This is a genomic window from Streptomyces sp. NPDC041200 (assembly GCF_055591805.1).
Genome location: NZ_JBVIZF010000017.1, coordinates 61,052 through 85,328, shown reverse-complemented (window position 1 = coordinate 85,328; position 24,277 = coordinate 61,052). Strand labels below are relative to the sequence as shown.

Here is a 24,277-nt window from a genome sequence, read left to right as displayed (position 1 = left end):
TCCAGGGCGGTTTCATCTGGGAGTTCTGGGACCACGGACTGCTCCAGCGCACCACCGGCCGCGCCGCGGGCCGCCCGGCGGGCCGCCCGGCGGGCCGCGGTGGCGAGGGCGCGTACGCCCACGGCGTGGCCGCCGAGGGCTACCGCTGGGCGTACGGCGGCGACTTCGGCGACACCCCGAACGACGGCGCGTTCTGCGCGGACGGACTGGTCTTCCCCGACCGCACCCCGAAACCCGCCCTGTACGAACACCGCGAACTCGCCGCCCCCGTACGGCTGTCACGCGAACCGGACGGCTCGGTGCGCGTCACCAACGCGCAGCACTTCCGCGACCTGTCCTGGCTGACCGCCGAGTGGCGGCTGTCCCTGGAGGACACGGCGGAGGACGCGGGCACCCGCACCGCCCCGGCCGCACTGCCCGCAGCCCTCCCGCCCGGGGCGTCGGCGCGCCTCGCCCCGCCACCCGAGCTGGTGGACCGGCTGCCCGCGGACGGCGGCGAGGCATGGCTCACGCTCCGGGTCACCACCCGGCGAGACGAGCCCTGGGCGCCACGCGGCACCGAGGTGTGCGTCCCGCAGGTCCGGCTCCGCGAACGGCCCGCGCTCGCGCCCGCGACCGCCTCCGGCCCGGCCGTTTCCCTCGACGCGGACGGCCTGTTGCGCCATCCGCTGCTGACCTCCCCGCCCGTGCTCAGCCTGTGGCGCGCGCCCACTGACAACGATCTGCTGGGCGGCGCCGCCGACCACTGGCGAGCCCTGGGCCTCGACCGGCTGGAGCGCGACCCCCTCTCGGTCGACCACGACGGCGCCCGGACCCTGGTGCGCGGCGCGTATCCGACCGCCGCGGGCACCGTCGAACACCTCCAGGTCTTCACCCCGCTGCCGGACGGCGGCCTGCTGGTGGAGGAGACGGCCACCCTCCCCGAGGCGCTGACCGACGCCGCCCGCGTGGGCACGGTCTTCGAGACGGTGTGCGGCCTCGACCATCTGGAGTGGTACGGCCAGGGCCCCTGGGAGACGTACCCGGACCGCTGCGCGGGCGGGCCGGTCGGCCACCACAGCGTCCGCGTGGACCGGCTGTTCACCCCGTACCTCAGGCCGCAGGAGAGCGGCGGGCGGCACGGGGTGCGCCACTTCTCGCTGCTGTCGTCGGACGCGGGCGGCGGGCTGGCCGTACGGCTGGACGAGCCGCGGCAGGTGTCGGTCACCCGCCACCGGGCGGCCGACCTGGCCACCGCCACCCACCACGGTGAACTGGCGCCCAGGCCGCGGTGCGTGGTGCACCTCGACGCCGCCCACCGGGGCCTTGGCACCGCGTCCTGCGGACCGGACACCCTGCCCCGCTACCGGCTGGGCGCGGGAACGTACCGCTGGTCCTGGACCCTCCACCGGCGGTGAAAGGACCGTCAGGACTTGACGCTTCCGGCGGTGAGCCCGCCCACGATGAACCGCTGGAGCATCGCGAAGACACACACCACCGGCACGCTGACGATCGTGGCAGCAGCCATCAGCGGCCCCCAGGCGGTGCCGGTCTGGCCGACGAACGTGTTGAGCAGCACGGTGACCGGCTGGACCCCGGGGTCGCTGTTCACCGTGATGCCGAACACGAACTCGCCCCAGCCGAGCAGGAAGGAGAAGGCGCCGACCGCGATCAGCCCCGGCCGCATCACCGGCAGCACGATCCGCCACAGCACCCCCGGCAGTCCGCAGCCGTCCACCAGCGCCGCCTCCTCGATCTCGGCGGGCATGGCGCGCACCAGCGGCCGCAGCACGATCACCGCGAAGGGCAGGGTGAGGGTGGTGTCCGCGATCACCAGACCCAGCAGGGTGTTGTTCAGCCCGGCGTCCCGGAGCACGATGAACAGCGGAGCGGCCAGCACGATGCTCGGCAGCAGCTGCGCCACCAGCAGCGACAGCACCATGGCCGCCGAGCCGCGCATCCGGATGCGCGCCACCGCGTAGGTGAGCGGCACCGCGAGCACCAGGGTCAGCGCCACCACACCCAGCGAGATGGCGACGCTGTTGAACAGGGCCTGCCCGAGCATCGGCTTGTCCAGCGCCCGCGCGTAGCTCTCACCGCTCAGCGGCGAGGGAAACCACTGCGGCGGTGAGCTGAGCACCTCGTCGGGGCGTTTCAGCGAGGTGGCGATCATCCAGTACAGCGGCAGCAGGAAGAAGGCGGTGATGACGCCCGCGACCAGGGTCAGCAGCCAGGGGCGGCGGGGGCGGGTCATGCGGCGGCTCCTTCCTTGCGCAGCCTGCGGACGTACGCCACGGCCACCACCAGCGGTACGAGTAGCAGCAGGGTGCCCGCCGCCGCGCCCCGGCCGAGCTGGAAGAGCTTGAACGCCGACTCGTAGACGTAGAGGGGGAGGACGGTCGTGGAGTCGACGGGACCGCCGCCGGTCAGCACGAAGACCAGGTCGAAGACCTTGAAGGTGTACACCAGGCCGAGCAGCAGCACCGCCGCCGCCACCGGCCGCATCAGCGGCAGGGTGACGTGGCGCAGCCGCTGCCGGGGACCGGCGCCGTCGATGGCTGCCGCCTCGTAGAGGGTGGGGTCGATCGACTGGAGCCCGACCAGGAGCAGCAGCATGTTGAAGGGCACGCCCACCCACACATTGGCGGCGATGACACCGGGCAGCGCGGTGTCCGGGTCGGTCAGCCAGTTGTGGGCCAGCGCGTCCAGCCCGATGGTGTGCAGCAGTTCGTTGTACGCGCCCGAGTCGGCGTCCAGCATCCAGCGGAACAGGGTGCCGCTGACGATGGGCGGCAGCAGCCACGCCACCAGCATCAGCCCCCGGAACAGCCCGGCCAGCGGGAACTGCCGGACGAACAGCAGCGCCAGCGCGAAGCCGATGGTGAACTGGAAGACCAGCGAACCGGCCGTGAACAGCAGCGAGATCCGGGCGGCGTGCCAGAAGGCGCCCTCGGAGACCACCGCGTCGTAGTTGTCGGCGCCGTTGAACGCCCAGTCGCCGGTGACCAGATCGCCGATCTCCACCTGGTGGACCGAGGTCCAGAGGTTGTAGACGAGCGGGAAGAGCATGGTCGCGCCGAGGAAGAGCAGCGCGGGCGCCGACATCCCGTATCCGGCCCGGGTGCGGCGCGTCTGGAGGCTCCGAGTGGTCATCGCGGCCCCGCTACTTCGACAGCTGGGGCGTGATGGCGTCCGCCGCCTTCTTCGCGGCGGCTCCGGGGGAGGAGCTACCGGTCAGGGTGGCTTGCAGCGCCTCGGCCATGGCCTTCGACATCTGCGGATAGTGCTCGCCGTACGCGCGCGGCCGGGCGTTGGCGAACTCCCGCACGAACACCTTCAGGGTGGGGTCGGTGGCCCAGTCGCCGCTGTCCGCCATGTCGCTGCGCGCGGGCAGCAGCCCCACCGACCCCAGATAGGCGGCCAGCGGCTTCTTCCGCTGGCTGTGCTCGATGGCCCGCCACGCCTGGTCCGCCTGACCGCTGGTCTTCAGGATCACCCAGTTCTCCCCGCCGAGGCAGCTCGCGGGCTCCTTGTCCACCGGAAGGGGCACCACACCCCACTTCACCGAGGACTGCTGCTTGAGGCCGGGCAGTTGCCACGGCCCGTTGATCTGCATGGCCGCGCGGCCCGAGGTGAATTGGGTGTTGACGTCCTGCTGGGTCCAGCCCACGCACTGCTTGGAGAGCGCGCCCGCTCGTACCAGCTCCCCCAGATAGCCGAGCGCGGTGGCGCCACCGGTGGCGAAGGTGTCCAGGTCGGCGCCCGCCGACCACAGGAAGGGCAGGAGCTGGAAGACCCCCTCCTCCGTCTTGATGGCGCTCATCGCCAGCCCGAAGGTGCTGCCCCTGGTGAGCTTGCGGGCCGCCGCGGACAGCTCGTCCCAGGTCTTCGGCGGCTGGACGCCCGCCTTCTCCAGCAGCTCGGTGTTGTAGTAAAGGGCCAGGCAGTTGGCGTTGTTGGGGACCGAGTAGGTCTTGCCGTCGATGACCCCGCTGCTCCACGGGCCCTTGTAGTACGCGTCGGCCTGCCCCCACTTCTTCACCCGGTCGGTGAGGTCGGTGAGCAGCCCTTGCGGGGCGAGGGAGTTCATCGAGGTGTTGTCGACGATCGCCAGGTCCGGCAGATCGCCGGAGGCGGCGCCCTTGATGATGGCGGGCTCCAGCTCGGCGTACGGAAAGGTCCGGCGGGTGATCTTCAGCCCGGGGACGCTCTTCTCGATGTCGGCGATCAGGGCCTTGATGCCCGGCTGACGGGCGTCCTCGACGAGGTAGTCCCACCAGACGAGGTTCTTGCCCGACGATCCGCCGTCCCCGCCGCCGCAGGCGGTGAGGGGACCGGCCAGCCCCGCGGCGAGCAGCCCGGAGCCCGATATCCGCAGGAAGGAGCGGCGGGGGAGGGGGCTCCCGGCGGCAGCCGGGGGCCTGTTGGCTCGGTTGGCCATGTGCGTCTCCGAGGGGTGAGTCGGTCAGTTGCGATGCGGTGCCGGGCCCGTGCTGGCGCGCGGGGTGAGCGAAGGGGTGAGCAGATGCTGCCGGGGCGCCGCGGCCGGGGCCTCCAGCCGTTCCAGCAGCAGTTCCACGGCGAGCCGTCCCATCAGGTCGGAGGGCACGTCGGCGCCGGTCATCATCGGTGTGACGGCCTCCGCCCAGCGGGCCGCCGCCACTCCGGTCACCGAGAAGTCGCCGGGTACGGAACGCCCCGCGAGGCCGAGCCCCCGGTACAGGCCCACCAGCGCCGCCTCGTTGAGCGTGACGACCGCGGTGGTGCGCGGGTCCCGGTCCAGGAGCCGCGCCACCACGGCCTGGCCCGAGTCCGCGTCGTCGCCGCAGTGGTGGACCTCGCCGGTGAGCCCGAGTTCCGCGGTGGCCCGCAGAAACCCGGTCCGCCCCTGGAGCGCGGGCACGTATCCGGCGTCGAACAGCTCCCGGGGCCGGCCCACCAGCGCGAGATGGCGATGGCCGAGCCGCCCGAGATGGCGCACACAGGCGGCGGTCAGCTCCGCGAAGTCCAGATCGACCCAGGACAGCGTGGCCGTGTCCTCGGTGTGCCCCATCGACACGAACGGGAAGCCCGAGCGGACCAGCGGCTCCACCCGCGAGTCGGGCGCCCGGATCTCCATCAGCAGCGCGCCGTCGACCCGCCGTTCGCCGACCAGACGGCGGAAGGAGTCGTCGCCGTCGCCGTCGCTGCGCGAGAGCAGGATGTCGTGGTCGTGCGCGGCGGCGGCGTCGACCACGCTGTTGATGAAGTCCAGCTGCATGTCGGTGTAGCGGCGGCTGACAGTCGGAAACACCAGCCCGAGGGTGCGGGTGCGGCCGTGGGCCAGCGCGCGGGCGCTGGCGTTCGGCTGGAAGCCCTGGTCCTCGATGACCCGCTGGATGCGCTGCCGGGTGCGGTCGGAGATCGGCCGCTTGCCGCTGAGCGCGTACGAGACCGTGCTGCGCGACACGCCGGCGAGACGGGCGATCTCGCCGATGTTGACGGGCGGGGGCTGCTGGTCGAACCGGTTCGACACCACTGACGCATACCTCTCGGGAGATCCACGCGTTCGAAATATCGAAGGAGCGCCGGAGACCCGAACCGGCTTGCCCGAAGGTAGGAGTGGCTTACACCACATGTCAACGGTCGGGAACGCAGAAGTTGAATGGCACTATCGATCCACCACCGCTCTCGCACACCGCGCACCCGGGCCGGTGGTGCCCCGGAAATGAGGTTTCGCCATGTCATCCCCGCGTCAGCTCGCCGACCTGCCGTACGCGGGCCATCTGCGCCCGTTCGACGGCTCCTTGACCGTGGACGGGGACTACGACACCGTCCACTTCGACGGCGGGGAAATCGAGGGGGCCGACGCCGGACAGGCCCGCTTCCTCGAATCCGCCTTCTCCGCCGTGACGTTCACCGGAGGCCGCTACCGTGGGGCCCGCTTCAACGACGTCTGGCTGGACGGAGTGCGCTGGGTCGGCTCCGACCTCGCGGACGGCGACTGGCTGGACGGTGAGCTGATCGGCTGCGTACTCGCCGGACTGGAGATGTTCGGCACGTCGATGCACCGCGTGACCTTCCACCGCTGCAAGTTCGAATCGGTCAACTTGCGCACCGCCGACCTGCGGGAGGTCACCTTCGCGGACTGTCTCCTGCGGGACACCGACCTCGGCGGGGCGAAGCTGACGGACGTCGCGTTCCCGGGGTCGACACTGGACGGGGTGCGGTGCGGCAACGCGCGCATGACCCGCGTCGATCTGCGCGACGCCACCCGGCTGGACATCACCGAAGGGATCGACGCGCTGCGCGGCGCCACCATCACCGGCGCCCAACTCCTGGAGCTGGCACCGAGGTTCGCCCAGGCCCTCGGTGTCACGGTACGGGAGAGCGGGGACGCCCTCGGCGCACCGCGCACCGCCCGGCGGAAGCGTCAGGGGCGGTGAAGGCAGGGGCGGTCGCGGGACGGCGGCCGTTGTGGGCCAACCGTGATTTCACCGTCTTCTGGTGCGGGCAGACCTTCTCCGAACTGGGCAACGCCTTCGCCCTGGTGGCGCTGCCGCTGCTGGTGCTCAAGGCCACCGGGTCGGTCGTCCACATGGGGCTGCTGACGGCCGTCGCGGGCGTCGCGTCGATCGGCACCGGGCTGTTCGCGGGCATCCTGGTCGACCGGTTGCCCCGGCGCCAGCTGATGATCGTGTGCGATGGCGTCCGGGTGGTCCTCTTCGCCCTCATCCCCGCCAGTTGGGCCCTGGCCGGTCCCCAGGTCTGGCTGCTCTATGTGGTGATGGCGCTGGCCGCGGTCTTCGACATGGTCTTCAAGGTCACGTATGTCGCCGCCGTACCCAATCTGGTGGACACCGAGCGGATCATCGAGGCCAACGGGCGGCTGACCACGACGAACGCGATGGCCTTCATCGCGGGGCCGATGCTGGCGGGCGGGCTGTCCGGGCTGCTCGGGCCGACGGCGGCGATCGCGGTGAACGCGGCGAGCTTTGCCGCCTCGGCCCTCGCGCTCTCGCTGATCAGATTCCGGGAGGCGGCGGCCGAGGACGCCACGCCGCCCGCCGGGGTCACCACCGGGTGGCGCAGGGCGAAGCAGGAGTTCCTGGCCGGGTTCGTCTTCCTGTGGCGGGCGCCGGTCCTGCGCTGGCTCACCGTGCTGCTCACCGGCGTCTCGCTGCTCAGCCTGGGCATGACCGACGTCTTCATCTACCAGATACGCGAGGGGCTGGACGAGAGCGACCGCACGGTCGGCGTCGTGATGGGCGTGGCGGGCGCCGGGACCGTCCTGGCCGCCGTGCTCATCCCGGTGTTGCGGCGGGTGTGGGGGTTCGGCGTGTGCTGGCTGGGCTCGTACACGCTGTGCGCGCTGGCGCTGGGCCTGCTGTCCCGGTCCACCACCGTTTGGGGGACGACGGTGACGGTGCTGTGCTACCAGTTCGGCATGGCCCTCGCGGGTATCTCCTCGATGTCCTTGCGCCAGGCGGTGACCCCGGACCACCTGCTCGGCCGGGTCACTTCGGCCTTCTGGACGCTGCACAACTCGCTCGCCCCGCTGGGCGCCGCCGGACTCACCGCGCTGGTGGCGCGGTTCGGGGTGCGCGGCCCGCTGCTCGGGTCTGCCGCCCTGTTCCTGCTCATCGTGGCGGTGGGGGTGTGCACCCCGATCCGGCAGCGCGCCCCCGGGGTGGCCGCCGGGTGATGGCCGCCTCCGGGCGGTCGTCGCTCAGCGCCCCACTCGCCAGGGCTCGCGCGGCAGCGGGCTTCCGGTCTCCAGCAGGGACTTGAGGTTGGACAGCACCGCCGCCCAGCCACCGGCCGCCTGCTCGCGCTCGGCCTCGTCGGCCAGGTTCTCATGGGTGACGGTGAGCCGGACGATCTCCTCGTGCGGCTCGATCTCGAAGGTGACCCGGGACGGGCCGCCGGCGGGCTCCGTACCGGGGGCCGCCCAGGTGGTCACCAGGCGCTCGGGCGGCACGCTCTCCACGACGGTGCCCACGACGTCGGCGATGCCGCTGCCGTCCGTACGCCGGTGCTCCCAGGCCGAGCCGGGCTGCCAGTCGGACACATTGCTGTGGCCCCAGTACGCGGCCGTGAGGTCGGCGTCGGTCAGCGCGTGCCAGACCTTCTCCGGGGTGCTTTCGATGTAGATGACGTAGCTGTACGTCGGCCTCTCGGCCATGGCGTCCTCCGCTTGTCGTTTCACCGCGCCGAGCGCTCTCAGGCGGGGGCGCTCGAACTTGTCGATCCACCGTTCCTGCACCTCATGGAGGGGAACGGGGTTGAGGTAGTGCAGTTTTTCCCGCCCCCGACGCACCACGCTGACCAGATTGGCGGCCTCCAGGACCCCCAGGTGCTGGGTCGCCGACTGCCGTGTCATCGCCAGGCGCTCGCACAGCTCCCCGAGCGTCTGACCGCCCCGCTCGTGTAGGCGGTCCAGCAGATACCGCCGGGTCTGGTCGGCCAGCGCCTTGAAGACCTTGTCCATCTCCGAACTCACGCTTCACGTTATGCAGGCAAACACCTGCATGTCAATGACGGCAAAACCTGGCCGCGTGGTTCGCCGAATCGCTCAGCGTCTGCCGAGCGCGCCGCGGATGAACGCCGCCTGCCCCGCGTGCTGCAGGTCGTCATCGATGACGCTGACCAGCCGCACCCCGAGGGTCACCGGCGGGGTCCACGCCTCGTCCACCACCTCGTCCAGATCGGCGTTGCGCAGTTCGCGTACGTAGGCGACGGTCCGCTCGTGCACGGCGTCGTGGTACCCGGTGAGCAGATCGGACGTGGCCCGGACCCTGGCCACGTCCCGGCCGCGGTGGCCGTAGCCGGTGGCCGTCGGGGAGAACGGCAGCCCGAACCGCTCGTACCAGCCCTCGGCGGTCCAGGCCTGTTCGATACCGGCGGCGTCGCAGACGTGGTCGTCCTGGACGCGGGTCAGATGCCACACCAGCCAGGCGATGGAGTTCGCGCCGTCGTCGAGGCGCACGACCAGGTCGTCCGGGGTGAGCCCCCCGACCGCCTCGTGCACGGCCTCCCGCACCCGGCCGAAGGCGTCGGCCAGCAGATCTGCGCTCTTCACGCGTGGCTCCCTCGCTCGTCGTCCCCGCCCGCTCATGGTGGCATCCGCACACCGCGAGTACGGGTACGCGACCCGGCGGCGGCGCCCGGGAACCCGGCCGTCGTCACCTGGATGGACCGCTTCTATGCTCGGGGCGTGACAACAACAGGGAACCCGGTACTCGCCGACATACTCGACCGTCAGGCCGCCCGGACCGAAGGAGAACAACTGCTCAACGCCATCGTCGACTTCGGGGTGTTCGTGCCCGCGGACGCGAACGGCTCGGTGATGTTCGTCGGGATGGAGGGAAGCGGCCCGAGCCTGCCCGGATACACCAGCGAACAGTGCTGCCGGGAGCGGCTTCCGGAGGCCGCCGGGGCGGTGCACTGTGATGTGGCGCGGCTGCTGGACATCGAGCGGCAGACCAAGGTGGCGACCCTGTCGGTGTTCTCTCCCCAGGGCTATGCCGGGGTGCCCATGTCCCTGCTGCACCAGGTCCTCCAGCAGCGCGGCCAGCGGCTCCCCGAGGACCGTACGCTGACCCTCGCCCGGTCCACCCATCCGCGCGCGGTGGCCCTGCGCGACGCCCTGCGCGACCGGCTGCTGGACTTCCCCGGGGTGCACGCGGTGTGGATCGCGCACGCCCGGTGGAACGAGACCGGTGTGGAGCAGCTGATGGTGCACATGGCCGTCGGCGCGGAGGCACCCGAGGGCAGCTCCGACCGGCTGATGAAGTCACTGCTCGCGGGTCTGCCCGCGGACGGTGGCGAGGACCCGGCCATCGCCCTGCGGGTGCTGGACCCGGTGGCGGAGGCGGACGCGATCAGGCAGCTCGAATCCCTGGGGCTCGACACCGTACGCGTCGACCAGAGCACGCGGCGCGTCGAGGTCATCTCCCAGGAGTACGACCAGCGGCCGGAGTGAACCGGGTGGTCGCGCGGGCCGTCACACCGGCGGGACGAGGGTGAAGTAGCGGTCGGCCATCGCCCTCTCGCCCCGCACCCGAGCCAGCCGGTCGGCGGGGATCCGCTGCCAGAGGAAGAGCATCAAGTCCGAGGCGGATCCGGTCAGTTCGAGGTCGCACGGCCCGGCGGGGTCCCCGTCGAGCCGTACCTCGTCGCCCTCGAAGGACACCGTCCAGACGCCCGGTCCGTCCGTCTGCCGCAGCCGGAACCGCTCGCCCTCGCCCGGTGGCGCCTCCTTCCAGGCGCGCCGGGCCGGGGCCATGACCTCGAACGTCTGGGCGATGGCATCCGCCGCGAGTGCGGCCTCGACGGGCCCGGGCGCCCCGAGCGCACTCTCGGCGTCCCAGCGGTGCAGCGCCGCCTCGATGGTCTGCATCCGCCACCAGAATCCGGCAGTCTGCTCCCGCGACCAGGTCCACACCCGCTGCTCCGGATCGCCGTTACGGAAGTGCGCCTCCAGCGCCCGGGCCCCGTCGGCGAACCACTCGACCAGGCCCGGTGGCACCGGTTCGCGGTGCGGTCCGCCCTCCGGCGCGGGCCAGCCGGCGCGGTCCTCGGGGAGGGCGAAGACTGCCACGTCCGTGAGGTCCGGCGGCTCCGCCAGCCCGTCCTCGATGATCCGGGCGACGAAGCGGTGCACACCTCCCAGATGCAGCACCAGATCGGCCATCGACCAGCCGGGACACGACGGCACGAGTGGCGCCGTGTCCTCGTCGGCGGCCCGGCGGGCGACGGCCTCGAACGCCAGAATCTCGCGGTGGAAGGCGATGGCGAAGTCCATGCGATCACTGTGCCATCGGCGGGAGCCCCGGGCACCGGTGAAACGAGCCGTTCGGCGCGCCGGACGCGCCGGTGGCGTCAGCCCCGTCCCGCCAGGAACGGCAGCACCACGGCGGCGACCTCGTCCGGTACCTCCTCGGCGAGGTCGTGTCCGGCGTCGAAGACATGGCCCGTGACATCGCGGGCCATGAGCCGCATCTGGGCCTCGTTCCGGTCGCCGATGAACGCCGAGCCGCCGAGTGCCAGAACCGGGACGTCCAGCGCCTTCCGCGCCGCTCGCCGGTTCTGTTCGGCGTCGACGAGCATGGCGCGGTAGACGGCGAGCATGGCGCGGATGCCACCGGGCATGGAGTAGCAGCGCACGTATTCGTCGACCGCGTCGGGAGTGGCGGTGTCGGGAAGGCTGCGCTCGTTCTTGATCATGTAGGTGATCAGTTCGCGTTCATGCCCGACGATCAGCATCTCGGGCACGTCCGGCTGGAAATAGAAGCCCAGATGCCACAGGTGCATCCCGCTGGAGACGTTGTCCTCGGTGAGCGCGGTGTGGTCCTCGAAGCCGAACCCGGGGAACAACGCCTCGGCGAACACGAGGGCGTTGACGTGGTCGCGGTGCCGGGCGGCGAGCTGGTAGCCGATCACCGCTCCCCAGTCCTCGCCCATCACGCTGTAGGAGCCGTGTCCGAGGCGTGCCATGAGCGCGGCGATGTCGTCGGCCATCGTCGCGGAGTCGTAGCCGCCCGCGGGACGGGCGGAGTCGCCGAGGCCCCGCAGGTCGGGGACGACGACCGTGTGCCGCGGCGTCAGCTTCGGGACGAGGTGGCGCCAGTGGTAGCCCGTCTTGGGCACACCGTGCAGCAGCACCACCGCCGGACCGGATCCGCCCGTCCGGTAGTGGAGGCTCGTCCCGTTGACGGTGGCACGGTTCGTGCGGACGGAGTCTCCGTGATGGTCGAAAATCATCGCTGAACACCCTTTCCTGGCCAGGAGTGGCCGATCGCTCATGGCGACAGTCCACCCCGGCTGCCGGGCGTCATCCAGGGCCATATCTCACGACCGGCCCTCCGATACCCCCTCGATATCATCGCCCTGTGGAAGCACGACACCTGCGATACGCCCTGGCCCTGGCCGACCACCAGCACTTCGGCCGGGCGGCCGCTTCCCTCGGCATCGCCCAGCCCCCGCTGTCCCAGCAAATCGCAGCGCTGGAGCGGGAGTTGGGCGCCCGGCTCTTCGACCGTACGGCGCGCGGCGTATTCCCGACCGCTGCGGGAGAGGCGTTCCTGGCCAGGGCGCGGCGGGCACTGGCCGAGATGTCGGGCGCCGTGTCCGACGCGGGCCGGGCCGCCCGGGGCGAGACCGGCAGGCTGCGGCTCGGCTTCATCGGCTCGGCGCTGCTGGAACTGCTGCCGTCCCTGCTCGGCCGGTTCATCCGGGAGCGCCCCGAGGTGCGCTTGGGACTGCACGAGATGTCGACCTGCCAGTCCGCGACGGCCCTGCTCGACGGCGAGCTGGACATCAGCATCGGGCGCGGCGCGCCCCGGGGCGCCGGGGCCGAGGACCTGGTGTCGCTCACGGTCGGCCGGGACCATCTGGTCGCGGTCGTCGGGGGCGCCCATCCGCTGGCCGGGCAGCCGAGAGTGGGCGTCGAGCAGCTCAGAGGGCAGCATCTGATCGTGGCCCCCGAGGACGAGGAACCGGTGGTCGCCGGATGGCTCGACGCGCTGCTGGGCGACGGAACCGGGGCGGCCGCGCCGGGCGGCGGGGTCACCGACGCCCGCGACGTGCACACCATCATCGGACTGGCCTCGTGCGGCGTCGGGGTGGGGCTCGGCCCGGCGTGTCTGCGGGCGGCCCCACGGCCGGGCACCTGGGTGTGCGAGGTGAGCCCGCGCGTGGATTTGCCCGATCTGGTGATGTCCTTCCGCGCCCAGGACCGCTCGCCGGTCCTCGCGGCCTTCCTGGACACGGCCCGGGAACTGTGCCCCGGGGTGGACGAACGGCTGGAGCGCCTCGGCCGCCCTTGACGAACCGAGGCGCTCCAGCCGCGCTCATCGGATGGGTCAGCCGCGCAGCGTCAGCCAGTCGACCGCGGCCACCTTCCGCGCGCCCGTCGCGACGAGGTACACGTCATGCGTGCCCGTCACCCCGCGCGCGAGCCGCACCGACTTCTCCCGCCACTGGTCCGCGCCGCCCGTGTCCCGCACCGGCAGTGTCGCCACCACCCGGCCCTCGGGGCCGTCCAGCCGCAGCCGCAGCGCGCAGCGACTGCCGCAGCCCGCCGACGCCATCCGCACCGTCAGCCGCTCGGCGGCGTCCGCCCCGAACGCGACCTGTCGGAAGCCGACCAGACCGCCGGAGCCCAGCACGCCCGTCGCCGCGTCGCCGCGCGAGCCGCCGCGCAGCACCTCCGCCCGCTCGGCCTGCAGCGTACTGGCCGCGTCCGGCCCGTCCGCGTACAGCCGGATCTCGTTCACCGCCCACGGGACGTCACCGGTCGCGGTCAGCTCGATCCGTACATACCGCGCCGTGCGCTGCTCGAAGACCGCGTCCTGGGTGAAGGAGCGGCCCGCGACGCGGGCGACGGGGGCGCCCCAGTCCTGGCCGTCGCGGCTGACGGACACCGTGAAGCCGTACGGGTGGCCCGTGGCGTCCAGACCGGCGTCGACCGCCAGCCGGGAGAAGGACTTCGCCGCGCCCAGGTCGAGGGTCAGCGCCTGCCTGGCGGCCTGGGCGGTGCCCGCCTTCCACTGGGTGGTCTGCACACCGTCGACGGCGGCCGACGCGTCGCCGCCCCCGGAGAAGGCGGCCTTCCACCCGTCGTTGCGCACCCGCGACTCACACCCGGCCAGGTTGCACCCGGCCGACCAGATCGGCGCCCCGTACTCGTACGCGCCCTGGTCGGGCCCGGCGCCGCGTACCCCGGTGGTCACCCCGTCGACCTTCTCGCCCGCGTCGATGGCGGGAGATCCGGCCCGTGGCCACAGCTCGCCGTTGCGGGCGTCGGTGTACCGGGGGTCGGCCGGTGGCAGCAGGTTGTTGCGCACCACGGGGCCGGGATCGCCCGGCCCGGAGATCTCCATCGGGGCGAGCGCCACGTCGTTGCTGACGTACGTACCGGTGGCGTCCGTCGCGCCGCTCAGCCGCACGGCGGTGGAGACGCCCGCCCCGTACGTCGAGTTGTGGTCGCGGTTGCCGAGGCTGACCCCGCTGTGGCCGTTGAAGAAGGTGCCGCGGGTGCCGGTGTTGTACGCCACGTTGTGGTGCAGCAGGAACTGGCTGGAGGAGTTGTCGATGTAGTAGCCGACCTGGCCGTCCGCGTCATGGACGGTGTTGTGGTCGATGCTCGTACCGGTCGCGTCCAGGTTGCAGCAGACGTAGAAGGGGCTGCCGTCGCGGGAGGTGCGCATCGCCTCGGACAGGTCGTTGTAGGCGATGCGGTTGTCCTTGAAGGGCACCCCGTTGAGCTGCCAGGAGGTGTCGATGCTCGCTCGGCCGGTGCGCCGCACGGTGTTGTGGGTGACGGTCTGGCCGCTGCCGTTGATCTCGATGCCGGGGGTGTAGCTGCCCATCCAGCCCACGTCGTGGATGTAGTTGTTGGTGATGGTGTTGCCACTGCCGCGCAGCAGCACACCGGTCCCCGCGGAGTATCCGATGTCGCTGTCCCGCAGCGTGTTGCCGGTGCCGAGGATCTGGACGCCGGAGTCGAGCACCCGGGAGGCGACGATGTGTCCTTCGCCCGGCGGGATGGCCAGCTCGTCGTCGCGTGGCATGGGCAGCGTGGAGAACTCGGAGAGATAGCGGGCGCGCAGCCCCTCCACCAGCACACCGGTGCTCTTTTCCCCGGTGCGCAGCGAGGTGCCCCACACACCGAGCCCGCGGACGGTGACATGGGAGCTGCCGGAAAGGTCCAGGCCCCACTTCTCGTATTTCGCGGTCACCGTGTGGCCCGCCATGCCGCCCTTGGGCGGGACCAGGTAGAGCCGCTTCTCGCCCGTGTCGTAATACCACTCGCCGGGCTGGTCGAGCGTGGCCTTCGCACCCACCAGGTAATAGTTGCGGTAGGTCTGGTCGCCCATGCACAGCGGGGTGCAGCGGTAATTGCCGCCCTTGAAATCGAGGGCGCCGTCCGCGGTGGCGGTCACGGTGCCGGTCTGCTGGCTCCACGGGTTGGATCCGGCCCACAGATGGACGGTGGCGCCGTTGAAGTCACCGGCCGGCAGGTCGGGGTCGTTGATGTGCTGGTCGGTGGAGCTGCGCTCGGCGACCGCCCAGGACGGATTGAGCGGATCGGGGCCGGAGTTGGGCCAGCGGCCCTCCATGGCGCGGCCGCCGTCGAGGAACAGCGCGTTCTCGTCGCGGGCGAGCGGCAGGCTCACATCGGCGGCCACCAGACCGCCGCCCGCGTCCTTCCAGCCGGTCACGGTGCGCGTCCCGTCGACGGTGACCGGCCCGTCCCCGTACGCCGCGAGGGTGACCGGGGCCCCCGCGAGGCCCGAGGGCGGGGCGACCCGCTCGCGGTAGGTGCCGCGGTGGATCAGGCAGGTGTCCCCGGGCCGGACCAGGTCGGTGCAGCGGCTGATGGTGCGCAGGGGGTGGCTCCGGCTGCCGCTGTCCCGGTCGGAGCCCGAGGTGGCGACGTAGTACGTACGCCCCTGCCGCCCCTGCTCTCCCTGGGCCGTCGCGGTGCCCGGCAGTGCCGCGGTGAGAACGGCCATGGCCGCGACGGCGGCCATGGAAATGCGCCTGAGCGTGGATCTCATCTACCGCCTCCAGTGTTCAGGGTCGACCGAAACCTAGGAGAAACATCGGATGGGGTCAACGGATGGAGGCGAATTCGCGGCGGGGATCGCGGGAATCTCGAGCTACAGGTCCGATGTATTTGTCATTGAACCCAGTCCGTCAATGGATAAATCGACTTATTGACAAAAACCTCTTCGCTCGCCGAGCATGGCCCGGATATCACCCGAAAAATGGCATCACTCGAAACGGCGGGCGCTGATCTCCGCCGCGGTGTCGGCCACCAGCCGCCCCCACCGGTCCACCTCGTGCGGGTCGTAGCGGGAGTCGGGCATGGAGATGGCGACGGTGGCCACCGGGGTTCCGCTCCCCGCCACGACCGGCGCGGCGATGGCGCAGACGTCGGGCAGGTACTGGTTGCGATTGACGGCGTAGCCGTCCCGCCGGACCCGCTCCAGCTCCGCGCGCAGCTCCTGCGGATCGGTGATGGTGGCATCGCCGTAGCGGTCCAGGCCGTCCGTGATGACCTCGTCGACCTCGTCGGCGGGGAGAAGGGCGAGGACCGCGTGGCCGGTGGCCGTGGCGTGCATCGGCGAGGTGTCGCCGACCTGGTGGTAGGTGCGCACCGCCTGGGTGCAGTCGACCCGGTCGACCATGACCATGCAGCGCAGCCCGTCCGGGACGGACAGGTGGATGGTCTCGTTGACCGTGTCGCGCAGCCGGCACATCGGCTCGCGCGCCGCCGCGAACAGGCTCGACCCCTGGTGCGCCGCCGGGCGGACCGCGAGCACCCGGGCGCCGACCTCCCAGCGCGTGGTGTCGCCCCGGCTGGCGCGCAGCCAGCCCGCCTCGTTGAGCGTCACGAGGGTGCGCTGCACGGTCGACTTGGGCAGTCCGAAGATCTTCGTCAGCTCGCCGACGGTCACCGGCTGGTGCTGGGCGACCGCTTCGAGGATGCGAAGGCTGCGGATCACGCTCTTCATTTCCATCTGGTTTCCGCCATTAAGTTCTGGAGTTTCGCTGCACGAGCCCTTGACCGGTCCCTGGAGCGCTGCGACATTGATGCTGCAATCTAGCACGGCATGCCACATTGTGGAACAGGCCGTCTGGGAAATCTCGCCACTCCACCCCAGGAGGCATCCGTGGCAACGAGGAAGCGCGTAGCGGTGATCGGCACCGGGACCATGGGCAGCCAGGCCATGTGGCGGCTGGCCTCCCGGGGCGCGGAGGTGACCGGCTACGACCGGTACGCCCCCGGCCACGACCGGAGCGCGGCGGGCGGCGAGACCCGGATCTTCCGCAGCGCCCACTTCGAGGACTCCCGCTACGTGCCGCTGCTGCGCCACGCCGACGCGCTGTGGAACGAACTCCAGCGGGAGACCGGTCGTGAGCTGCGGCGGCTCACCGGATGTCTGCTCATGGGCCCCACCGAGCACCACCAGATGAGCACGGTCCTGGAGTCCATCGCCGAACACGGCCTCGACCACGAGGTGCTGGACGCGGACGCGCTGGAGAAACGTTTCCCCCAGTTCCGTATCGAGGACGGCGACGCCGCCGTACTGGACCGCAACGCCGGTTTTCTGCGCCCCGAGCTGAGCGTGCACACCGCGGCCGCCCGCGCCGAGCGGCTGGGCGCCCGGCTGTACCGCTACACACCGGTGCGGGAGGTGGTCCCCGCGGGCGGCGGCGTGGCCGTCCGTACGGACCGGGGCACCGAGACGTACGACGCCGCCGTGGTCACCGTCGGCCCGTGGGTCAATGAACTGCTGCCGGACCTGGAGTGGGAGGTGGACATCCGGCGGCTGGTCAACGCCTGGTTCCTGCCCACCGGCCACGACTGGCACGGCGCCGAGGCGCCCGCCTTCATCCGCACCGCGCCCACCCACTGCTACGGGCTGCCGTCACCCGACGGCATCTCGGTCAAGCTCGGCCTCTCCCGCGCCCTGCACCGCGCGGTGCCCGACCCGGAGCGGCTGGACCGCACCGTGGCACCGGAGGAACTGGCGGTCTTCACCGAGCTGACCCGCCGCTACATGCCCGATCTGCACCCCGACCCGGTGCGGCTCTCGGTCTTCATGGAGGGCTACACCGAGAGCAGCCGCCCGCTGGTCGGCCCGCTGCCCGGCTGCGAGGACATCGTGCTGCTGGCCGGGTTCTCCGGGCACGGCTTCAAGCTCTCGCCCGCCATGGGTGACATCGCGGCCGACCTCGCCCTGGACGGCGACACGCTCCAGCCCATCGACTTCCTGTCCACGCGCGACCGCGCCACGGCCTGACCCCTCGGGCAACCCCTCACGGAAGGTACGAGATGACACTGACCGTCGGTCCGCTGACCGCCGACACCGGCCGCAAGACCCGGGGCACCGTCCCCGTGGACCTCGGCCCGGTCACCGTCGGCCTCCCGGTCACGCTCGTCCACGGTGTCCGCCCCGGCCCCCGCGTCGTGCTCACCGGCGGAGTGCACGGTGGCGAGTTCGCCGGTGTCGACGCCGCCACGCGGCTGGCCGCTCTGCTGACCCCCGAGGAGGTGCGCGGACAGGTCGTGCTCTGCCCCGTCGCCAACCCTCCGGCCGTCTACCAGGGCCGCCTCGGCGTGTCCCCGCTGGACGGCGTCAACATCAACAGGGTCTTCCCCGGCGACCCGGGCGGTGGTCCCACCGAGCGGCTGGCCGACTGGCTCTTCGCCCATCTGCTGCCCGGCGCTGACGCCTACGCCGACCTGCACAGCGGGGGCATCGACGAGACCCTGACCGACTTCGTCGGCTACCGCCTCACCGGCGATGCCGCACTGGACGCCACGGCCCGCGGCATGGCCCACGCCGTCGGCTACCCGGATGTCATCCTCGGCACCGACGCCGCCGGCGGCAACAGCCACGCCGCCGCCGCCCGCCGGGGCGTGCCCGCCATCCTCATCGAGACCGGCCAGCTCGGGGACCGCGACCCCGACACCGTACGCACCCTGCTCGACGGCCTCTTCCGGCTGCTGCGCCACCTCGGCACCCTCGGCCCGCTGCCGGAAGCCGAACAGCGCCCGGCCACCCGGGAGTGGGTGTGGGCCGCGTCCGTGACCGCCCCGGCCACCGGGCTCTGGTACCCGGAGACCGACCGTGGCGGGGACGTGGCCGAAGGCCAGATCCTGGGCCGCCTCGTCGACCCCGCCGACGGCCGGGAACACAAGGTCACCGCGCCCGCCACCGGCCGCCTCTTCTACGGGATGGACGGCCTCACCGTCGCCACCGGCGCCGAACTCGCCGCCCTCGCGACCCCCTTTACCGCCAATCCGCTCGACCCGCCCGACCCGCACAACCCGGAGGTGCAGTGATGAGAGATCCCCTGATCGGCCGCAGAGCGCTGCTGCGCGGAGCCGGTGGCCTCGCCGCCGTCGCCGCCCTGCCGTCGCTGGCCGCCTGTGGCACCGGCACCAGCCGCGCCGCCAGCGGCGGCGGCAAGAAGACCCTGACCGTCCGCAACAGCGGTGGCACCTACGGGGACGCCAACCAGAAGGCGCTGTACGACGCCTTCACCAAGGAAACCGGCATCTCCATCCGGGTCGTCAACATCCAGTACGCCCAGATGCTCGCCCAGATCAAGCAGGGCAGGCCGCAGTTCGACGTCATCGACGACTCGATGGCCGACTTCATGAAACTCGGTGCGAAGGGCGCCCTGCAGAAGCTCGACCACGACCGGCTGAAGAACTTCAAGAAGGCCCGGATCGCGAGCACGCTCGTCACCGACTACTCGGTCGGCAAGAACTACTGGGCCAGCGTCATGGCCTACCGCACCGACACCTTCGGTGACCGCAAGCCCGCGTCCTGGGCGGACTTCTGGGACACGAAGAAGTTCCCCGGCAGCCGCTCCCTGCAGACCCAGGACGCCGACCTGCCCGAGCTGGAATTCGCCCTGCTCGCCGACGGCGTGTCCATGGACAAGCTCTACCCGCTCGACGTGGACCGCGCGTTCAAATCCATGGACCGGATCAAGGGCTCGGTGAAGAAGTACTGGGACACCGGTGCGCTCCCCGGAGTGCTGCTCGGCCGCAAGGAAGTGGTGATGACCAGCGTCTGGCAGGGGCGGCTGGACGCGCTGATCAAGGGCGGCAGCCCGATGGCGTACCAGTGGAACGGCGCCCGCAGGCAGTCCAACGGCTGGGGCATCCCCCGGGGCACCGACAAGACCGACGCCGCCTACCAGCTCATCGACTTCTCGCTGCGGCCCGACGTCCAGGCCGCCTTCGCCAAGATCTATCCGATGGGCCCGGTCGTCCCGTCCGCCTACGACCACCTCTCCGAGGACATCAAGGCCAATCTGCCCAGCTCGCCCGCCCACCTGGAATCCGGCTTCGACCTGGACGTGGCCTGGTGGATCAAGAACGAAGACACCATCAACAAGCGCTGGCTGGAGTGGTCCCGTGCCTGACCTCCACATCGCCGACCCCGCACCCGCCATGACCACCGCGTCCCCGCAGACGCAGGCCACCGGCAAGGCCCTGTCCATCGTGGGGCTCCACAAGACCTACGGCAGCGCCGTGGCCGTGGACTCCGCCTCGATGGAGATAGCGGCGGGGGAGTTCGTCACCTTCCTCGGCCCCTCCGGCTCCGGCAAGACCACCACCCTGATGATGGTCGCCGGATTCGTCGAACCCGACTCCGGCACCGTCACCGTCGGCGGCCGCGACGTCACCCGGCTCGCCCCGCAGAAGCGCGGCTTCGGCTTCGTCTTCCAGCAGTACCTGCTCTTCCCGCACATGACCGTCTTCGAGAACCTCGCCTTCCCGCTGCAACTGCGCGGCGTGGGCAAGTCCGAGATCCGGCGGCGGGTGCACGAGGCCCTGGAGATGGCGGGCATGGCCGGATTCGCCGGACGCCGCCCGCGTGAGCTGTCCGGCGGACAGCAGCAGCGCGTCGCCCTGTGCCGGGCGCTGATCTACCGCCCGCCGGTGATCCTCATGGACGAACCGCTCGGCGCGCTCGACAAGAAGCTCCGCGACCAGCTCCAGATCGAGATCAAGGCCATCCAGCGCGAACTCGGCCTCACTGTCATCTATGTGACGCACGATCAGGAAGAGGCGCTGGTCCTCTCCGACCGCATCGCGGTGATGCGGGACGGCGGCATCGACCAGTTCGACACCCCGCGCGAACTCTTCGAGCGGCCCCGGACCCCGTTCGTGGCCGACTTCCTCGGCGCCGCCAACTTCCTCCCCGGCCGGGTGATGAAGGGCGACGACAACGTCACCCTGGTCCGCCTCGACCACGGCGGACTGCTCACCGCGCGCCCCCACCCCCTCCGCCCCGGCCACCCGGTGCAGGCCGCTGTCCAGCCCGGACGGCTCCGTATCTGCGCCCCCGATCAGGGGTTCTGTACCGGCACCGTGGAAACCGTCACCTATGTGGGCACCCTCGTCCGCACCGACGTACGGATCGCCGAGGACACTCCGCCGCTCCGTCTCGAAGTGCCCGCCGGGCGCGCCCCTGTCACCGGCGAGCGGGTCGGACTGACCGCCGACGCCGAGGACATCAACGTCTACCCGGCAGACGGGGACGGCTGAGCCATGGCCGGATCCCTGGTACGCCCCGCCACGCCCGTACGCCCCCACAGCGCCCCCAAGCCGAGCCGCCCGCGCGGGCTGCGCCACCGGCTGGTGGGCACCCGAAGGGCCCGGATCGGCCTGCTCAACGCCTCGCCGATCGTCCTCTACCTGCTCGTCCTCTTCGTCTTCCCCATCCTCGGCACCCTGCTGCTCAGCCTGAAGAGCACCGACGGATCGCTCACCCTGCACTGGTACGCCGAGGCGCTGAGCGGCGCCAATCTCTCCGTCCTCTTCACCACCCTGCGGATCTCCGCGGAAACATCCCTGCTGAGCCTCGCCATCGGCTTCGTCCTCGCCAACGCGCTCTCCCGGCTGCGGCCGATGTGGGCCGGGCTCGTCATGCTGATCGTCGTCGTCCCGCACTTCATCAGCGCCCTGGTGCGCACCTACGGCTGGATCATCCTGCTCGGCGACCACGGCCTGGCCAACCAGTCCCTCACCGGCCTCAAGGTGCCCGGCGCCCCGTTCCGGATGCTCTACAACGAGACCGGCGTCGTCATCGGCACCACCGCCGTGATGCTCCCGTACACCGTCCTGCTGCTGTACGGCGTGATGCGCGGCGTCGACCGGCGGCTGCTCGCCGCCGCGGCCAGCATGGGCGCCGGACGCGTCCGCATCTTCGTCCGCGTCTATCTGCCGCTCGTCGCCCCCGGCCTGGCCAGCGCCGGACTGCTCAGCTTCATCCTGTGCCTCGGCTACTACATCACCCCGGCCCTGATGGGCGGCACCAAGCAGACCATGGTGGCCTCCCTCATCAACGACCAGGTGATGAAGCAGGACCAGTGGAACGGGGCGGCCGCCCAGGGCGTGGTCCTGCTGCTCATCACCTTCGCCGGACTGCTGCTGCTCAAGACCGCCCGGTCCATCGGCGAGGGCGCGAAGAAGAGGAGTACGTCATGATCGGACTGCGCGGCACCTGGACCGGACGGATCGCGCTCACCGCCGCCGCCACCCTCATCCTGCTCTTCCTGGCCATGCCGATCATCGTCATCGTCGTGACCTCCTTCGGCGGCGACGCCTTCGGCTCCTTCCCGCCCAGCACCTGGACCCTCGGCTGGTACCGGGCGCTCTTCGCCGACGGAAGCAAATGGCCCGCCGCGCTGTCGCTCAGCGTGCTGGTGGCCACCATCACCACCGTGTTCTCGGTGGTCCTCGGCATCACCGCGGCCACCGCGCTCACCCGCAGCGAACTGCCGCTGCGCTCCGCGGTGTACGCCCTCGTGCTCGGCCCGCTGCTGATCCCGCAGGTCGTCACCGCGCTCGGGCTGTTCCTGCTCTTCGAACCCGCCGCGATGCTCGGCAGCCCGATCGCCATCGCGCTCGGCCACACCGTCCTGGCGTCGCCCATCGCGGTGATGATCCTGGTGGCCACCCTGCGCGGCATCGACGAACGGCTGGAGGACGCCGCCGCCAGCATGGGCGCGGGCCGTCTCACCGTGGCCCGCCGGATCACCTTCCCGCTGGCCGCGCCCGGCATCGTCGCGGCCGCCATCTTCTCCTTCATCACCAGCTTCGACGAGTTCTTCATCTCCCAGTTCCTGTCCTCCGCGAACACCGTGACCCTGCCCGTGCAGGTGTTCAACGCCCTTTCCTACGACGTCGACCCGAGCGTGACCGCGGTCAGTGCCGTGCTCATCGCCTTCGCGGTGCTCGCGCTCGTCCTGGTGGGCCTGGTGCGCTGGATCGGCTCGGGACGTCAGCACTCACTGCTGTCGGTGGAGAACGCCGCCGGACTCGCCCCCGGAGGCGACGCCGTATGACCAGCACCGAAGCCCTCCCCACCACCGGTCCCGCCACCGCCGAGCGGCATCTGCTGCTCAACATGACCGCCAACGGATCCATCGGCGCCCCGGGCCGCGATCTGTTCGTCGTCACCCGCGGCGAGGGCCCGTACGTCTACGACGCCGACGGCCGCCGCTACATCGACGGACTGTCCGGGCTGTACTGCGCCCAGCTCGGCTACGGCTACGCCGCCGAGTTCGCCGACGCGGCCCGCCACCAGCTCGGCGAGCTGTGCTACAGCCCGCTGTGGTCCAGCTCCGCGCACCCCACCGCGCTCGCCCTCGCCGACCGGCTCGCCGGGCTGGCCCCCGACGGCATCACCCACACCTTCTTCAGCGGCGGGGGCTCCGAGGCTGTCGAAACCGCGTGGAAGGTCGCCCGCAAATACCACGCACTGCGCGGCGAACCGGGCCGCACCAAGGCCATCGCCCGCCACGGCGCCTACCACGGGCTGACGCTCGGCGCGCTGTCCTTCACCGACGACCCCGGACTCACCCAGCCGTACGGGCCCGCGGCCGTCACCACCCGGTTCATCGCCGACACCAACCGCGGCAGGCTGCCCGAACCGCTCGACGACGCCGCCTTCACCGAACTCCTCCTCGCCGACGCGGAAGCGGCGATCCTGGACGAGGGCCCGGAGACCGTCGCCATGCTCATCGCCGAGCCCGTACAGAACCGCGGCGGCTGCATCCCGCCGCCCGCCGGGTACTGGCAGGGGCTCAGACGCCTCGCCGACCGGTACGGTTTCCTGCTCGCCGCCGACGAGGTCATCACCGCCTTCGGACGGCTCGGGGAATGGTTCGGCGGCGACCGCTACGGTGCCCGCCCCGACCTCATCACCCTCGCCAAGGGGCTGACCGCGGGCTACGCGCCCATGGGCGCCACCATGATCAGCAACCGGGTCGCCGATGTCCTCAACCGCCCCGGCGAAGTCCTCAACCACGGCTATACCTTCGGCGGACACCCGCTGTGCGCGGCCATCGCCCTGCGCAGCATCGACATCATCGAACGTGACGGCATCCTGGCGGGCGTCCGCGACGGCCAGGACCACCTGGCCAAGCGGCTGGCCGAGCTGAGCGCGCTGCCGATCGTCGCCGACGTCCGCGGCGAGGGCTTCTTCTACGCCGTCGAACTCGCCGGGGACGGCGAACACGGCGCCTTCAGCGAACCCCTGCGCGCCGCGCTCGTGCGCGACCTCATCCCGCGGCGGCTCCGCGAGGCCGGACTGCTCGCCCGCGTCTACGACCGCGCCGCCCCGCTCGTGCAGATCGCGCCGCCGCTCATCAGCGACCGCGCGCTGCTGGACCGGATCACCGACATCATCGGCGCCACCCTCGGCGAGGCCGCCGCCCACCTCCCCACCGCCTGAAACGCCCGCTCACAGCGCTCACAGCGACTCACAGACGC

Annotated in this window: 22 protein-coding genes; 12 read left to right on the top strand and 10 right to left on the bottom strand. The window is 71.4% G+C overall.

The features are described from left to right. Positions 1-1,397: beta-galactosidase small subunit family protein (locus ACZ6CL_RS29475; RefSeq protein ID WP_468940925.1), on the top strand; the 1,397-nt coding region annotated here is incomplete at its 5' end. A gap of 8 nt (positions 1,398-1,405) precedes the next feature. Here the strand turns inward: ACZ6CL_RS29475 and ACZ6CL_RS29470 are convergent. The 4 genes from ACZ6CL_RS29470 to ACZ6CL_RS29455 are packed head-to-tail and all read right to left on the bottom strand — an operon-like array spanning position 1,406 to position 5,497. Continuing rightward, positions 1,406-2,233: a carbohydrate ABC transporter permease gene (locus ACZ6CL_RS29470; RefSeq protein ID WP_468940923.1), complete on the bottom strand. Its 828-nt coding sequence runs from the start codon at positions 2,231-2,233 to the stop codon at positions 1,406-1,408. Continuing rightward, positions 2,230-3,132 (bottom strand): carbohydrate ABC transporter permease, encoded by a 903-nt coding sequence (locus tag ACZ6CL_RS29465; protein WP_468940920.1) that lies wholly within the window; start codon positions 3,130-3,132, stop codon positions 2,230-2,232. Before ACZ6CL_RS29465 ends, ACZ6CL_RS29470 begins: the two co-directional genes overlap by 4 nt. 10 nt (positions 3,133-3,142) lie before the next feature. After that, on the bottom strand, positions 3,143-4,420 hold the full coding sequence (locus tag ACZ6CL_RS29460) for an ABC transporter substrate-binding protein (RefSeq protein ID WP_468940917.1): 1,278 nt from the start codon (positions 4,418-4,420) through the stop codon (positions 3,143-3,145). A 24-nt stretch (positions 4,421-4,444) separates the two neighbouring features. Further along, positions 4,445-5,497, bottom strand: a complete 1,053-nt coding sequence (locus tag ACZ6CL_RS29455) for a LacI family DNA-binding transcriptional regulator (protein WP_468940914.1) — start codon at positions 5,495-5,497, stop codon at positions 4,445-4,447. A 202-nt stretch (positions 5,498-5,699) separates the two neighbouring features. Between ACZ6CL_RS29455 and ACZ6CL_RS29450 the strand changes: the two genes are divergently transcribed. Together ACZ6CL_RS29450 and ACZ6CL_RS29445 are read left to right on the top strand one after the other, a co-directional pair. Further along, positions 5,700-6,404: a pentapeptide repeat-containing protein gene (locus ACZ6CL_RS29450; RefSeq protein ID WP_468940912.1), complete on the top strand. Its 705-nt coding sequence runs from the start codon at positions 5,700-5,702 to the stop codon at positions 6,402-6,404. Then, the gene (locus ACZ6CL_RS29445; RefSeq protein WP_468940910.1) at positions 6,401-7,663 is read left to right on the top strand and encodes an MFS transporter; all 1,263 of its coding nucleotides are present in this window, start codon (positions 6,401-6,403) and stop codon (positions 7,661-7,663) included. Before ACZ6CL_RS29450 ends, ACZ6CL_RS29445 begins: the two co-directional genes overlap by 4 nt. A gap of 24 nt (positions 7,664-7,687) precedes the next feature. Here the strand turns inward: ACZ6CL_RS29445 and ACZ6CL_RS29440 are convergent, their stop codons facing one another. Together ACZ6CL_RS29440 and ACZ6CL_RS29435 are read right to left on the bottom strand one after the other, a co-directional pair. Next, positions 7,688-8,449, bottom strand: a complete 762-nt coding sequence (locus ACZ6CL_RS29440) for an ArsR/SmtB family transcription factor (protein WP_468941026.1) — start codon at positions 8,447-8,449, stop codon at positions 7,688-7,690. Positions 8,450-8,533: 84 nt separating this feature from the next. After that, positions 8,534-9,040: a mycothiol transferase gene (locus tag ACZ6CL_RS29435; RefSeq protein ID WP_468940907.1), complete on the bottom strand. Its 507-nt coding sequence runs from the start codon at positions 9,038-9,040 to the stop codon at positions 8,534-8,536. Between the two features lie 135 nt (positions 9,041-9,175). Here ACZ6CL_RS29435 and ACZ6CL_RS29430 point away from each other — a divergent pair, with 135 nt between their 5' ends. Beyond that, positions 9,176-9,943 carry a hypothetical protein gene (locus ACZ6CL_RS29430; protein ID WP_468940905.1) on the top strand — a complete coding sequence of 256 codons (768 nt, stop codon included), beginning with the start codon at positions 9,176-9,178 and terminating at the stop codon, positions 9,941-9,943. A 21-nt stretch (positions 9,944-9,964) separates the two neighbouring features. On the opposite strand, the gene ACZ6CL_RS29425 is transcribed toward ACZ6CL_RS29430, so the two are convergent. Beyond that, complete coding sequence (locus ACZ6CL_RS29425; protein ID WP_468940902.1) at positions 9,965-10,765, bottom strand: maleylpyruvate isomerase family mycothiol-dependent enzyme; 801 nt, start codon at positions 10,763-10,765, stop codon at positions 9,965-9,967. Between the two features lie 77 nt (positions 10,766-10,842). Continuing rightward, complete coding sequence (locus ACZ6CL_RS29420) at positions 10,843-11,724, bottom strand: alpha/beta fold hydrolase (protein WP_468940900.1); 882 nt, start codon at positions 11,722-11,724, stop codon at positions 10,843-10,845. A gap of 128 nt (positions 11,725-11,852) precedes the next feature. On the opposite strand from ACZ6CL_RS29420, the gene ACZ6CL_RS29415 reads away from it, so the two are divergent. Beyond that, positions 11,853-12,788, top strand: coding sequence for a LysR family transcriptional regulator (locus tag ACZ6CL_RS29415; protein ID WP_468940897.1), 936 nt, complete (start codon positions 11,853-11,855; stop codon positions 12,786-12,788). Between the two features lie 36 nt (positions 12,789-12,824). Here ACZ6CL_RS29415 and ACZ6CL_RS29410 read toward each other — a convergent pair whose 3' ends face one another. Further along, positions 12,825-15,524 (bottom strand): carbohydrate-binding protein, encoded by a 2,700-nt coding sequence (locus tag ACZ6CL_RS29410; RefSeq protein WP_468940894.1) that lies wholly within the window; start codon positions 15,522-15,524, stop codon positions 12,825-12,827. 216 nt (positions 15,525-15,740) lie between these two features. Further along, positions 15,741-16,484 (bottom strand): IclR family transcriptional regulator, encoded by a 744-nt coding sequence (locus ACZ6CL_RS29405; protein ID WP_468941023.1) that lies wholly within the window; start codon positions 16,482-16,484, stop codon positions 15,741-15,743. Between the two features lie 159 nt (positions 16,485-16,643). Between ACZ6CL_RS29405 and solA the strand changes: the two genes are divergently transcribed. Genes solA through ACZ6CL_RS29370 form a run of 7 tightly spaced genes read left to right on the top strand, consistent with a single transcriptional unit; the run spans position 16,644 to position 24,239 of the window. Continuing rightward, positions 16,644-17,777 (top strand): N-methyl-L-tryptophan oxidase, encoded by a 1,134-nt coding sequence (solA, locus tag ACZ6CL_RS29400; protein ID WP_468940892.1) that lies wholly within the window; start codon positions 16,644-16,646, stop codon positions 17,775-17,777. Between the two features lie 32 nt (positions 17,778-17,809). Then, positions 17,810-18,823, top strand: a complete 1,014-nt coding sequence (locus tag ACZ6CL_RS29395; RefSeq protein ID WP_468940891.1) for a M14 family metallopeptidase — start codon at positions 17,810-17,812, stop codon at positions 18,821-18,823. Continuing rightward, positions 18,823-19,917, top strand: coding sequence for an ABC transporter substrate-binding protein (locus ACZ6CL_RS29390; RefSeq protein WP_468940889.1), 1,095 nt, complete (start codon positions 18,823-18,825; stop codon positions 19,915-19,917). The genes ACZ6CL_RS29395 and ACZ6CL_RS29390 overlap by 1 nt, the downstream gene beginning before the upstream one ends. A 28-nt stretch (positions 19,918-19,945) precedes the next feature. Further along, positions 19,946-21,046, top strand: a complete 1,101-nt coding sequence (locus ACZ6CL_RS29385; protein ID WP_468941020.1) for an ABC transporter ATP-binding protein — start codon at positions 19,946-19,948, stop codon at positions 21,044-21,046. Positions 21,047-21,049: 3 nt separating this feature from the next. Continuing rightward, positions 21,050-21,988, top strand: coding sequence for an ABC transporter permease (locus tag ACZ6CL_RS29380; RefSeq protein WP_468940887.1), 939 nt, complete (start codon positions 21,050-21,052; stop codon positions 21,986-21,988). Beyond that, positions 21,985-22,848, top strand: coding sequence for an ABC transporter permease (locus ACZ6CL_RS29375; RefSeq protein WP_468940884.1), 864 nt, complete (start codon positions 21,985-21,987; stop codon positions 22,846-22,848). The genes ACZ6CL_RS29380 and ACZ6CL_RS29375 overlap by 4 nt, the downstream gene beginning before the upstream one ends. Then, positions 22,845-24,239 (top strand): aminotransferase class III-fold pyridoxal phosphate-dependent enzyme, encoded by a 1,395-nt coding sequence (locus ACZ6CL_RS29370; protein ID WP_468940882.1) that lies wholly within the window; start codon positions 22,845-22,847, stop codon positions 24,237-24,239. Before ACZ6CL_RS29375 ends, ACZ6CL_RS29370 begins: the two co-directional genes overlap by 4 nt. The last annotated feature ends 38 nt before the right edge of the window (positions 24,240-24,277 follow it).

Bases quoted from the DNA above. Each gene is read 5' to 3' on its own strand.
- ACZ6CL_RS29470 (WP_468940923.1), bottom strand. From the start codon at position 2,233: ATGACCCGCCCCCGCCGCCCCTGGCTGCTGACCCTGGTCGCGGGCGTC.
- ACZ6CL_RS29465 (WP_468940920.1), bottom strand. From the start codon at position 3,132: ATGACCACTCGGAGCCTCCAGACGCGCCGCACCCGGGCCGGATACGGG.
- ACZ6CL_RS29460 (WP_468940917.1), bottom strand. From the start codon at position 4,420: ATGGCCAACCGAGCCAACAGGCCCCCGGCTGCCGCCGGGAGCCCCCTC.
- ACZ6CL_RS29450 (WP_468940912.1), top strand. From the start codon at position 5,700: ATGTCATCCCCGCGTCAGCTCGCCGACCTGCCGTACGCGGGCCATCTG.
- ACZ6CL_RS29440 (WP_468941026.1), bottom strand. From the start codon at position 8,449: ATGGACAAGGTCTTCAAGGCGCTGGCCGACCAGACCCGGCGGTATCTG.
- ACZ6CL_RS29425 (WP_468940902.1), bottom strand. From the start codon at position 10,765: ATGGACTTCGCCATCGCCTTCCACCGCGAGATTCTGGCGTTCGAGGCC.
- ACZ6CL_RS29420 (WP_468940900.1), bottom strand. From the start codon at position 11,724: ATGATTTTCGACCATCACGGAGACTCCGTCCGCACGAACCGTGCCACC.
- ACZ6CL_RS29410 (WP_468940894.1), bottom strand. From the start codon at position 15,524: ATGAGATCCACGCTCAGGCGCATTTCCATGGCCGCCGTCGCGGCCATG.
- ACZ6CL_RS29405 (WP_468941023.1), bottom strand. From the start codon at position 16,484: ATGAAGAGCGTGATCCGCAGCCTTCGCATCCTCGAAGCGGTCGCCCAG.
- ACZ6CL_RS29395 (WP_468940891.1), top strand. From the start codon at position 17,810: ATGACACTGACCGTCGGTCCGCTGACCGCCGACACCGGCCGCAAGACC.
- ACZ6CL_RS29390 (WP_468940889.1), top strand. From the start codon at position 18,823: ATGAGAGATCCCCTGATCGGCCGCAGAGCGCTGCTGCGCGGAGCCGGT.
- ACZ6CL_RS29385 (WP_468941020.1), top strand. From the start codon at position 19,946: ATGACCACCGCGTCCCCGCAGACGCAGGCCACCGGCAAGGCCCTGTCC.
- ACZ6CL_RS29380 (WP_468940887.1), top strand. From the start codon at position 21,050: ATGGCCGGATCCCTGGTACGCCCCGCCACGCCCGTACGCCCCCACAGC.
- ACZ6CL_RS29375 (WP_468940884.1), top strand. From the start codon at position 21,985: ATGATCGGACTGCGCGGCACCTGGACCGGACGGATCGCGCTCACCGCC.
- ACZ6CL_RS29370 (WP_468940882.1), top strand. From the start codon at position 22,845: ATGACCAGCACCGAAGCCCTCCCCACCACCGGTCCCGCCACCGCCGAG.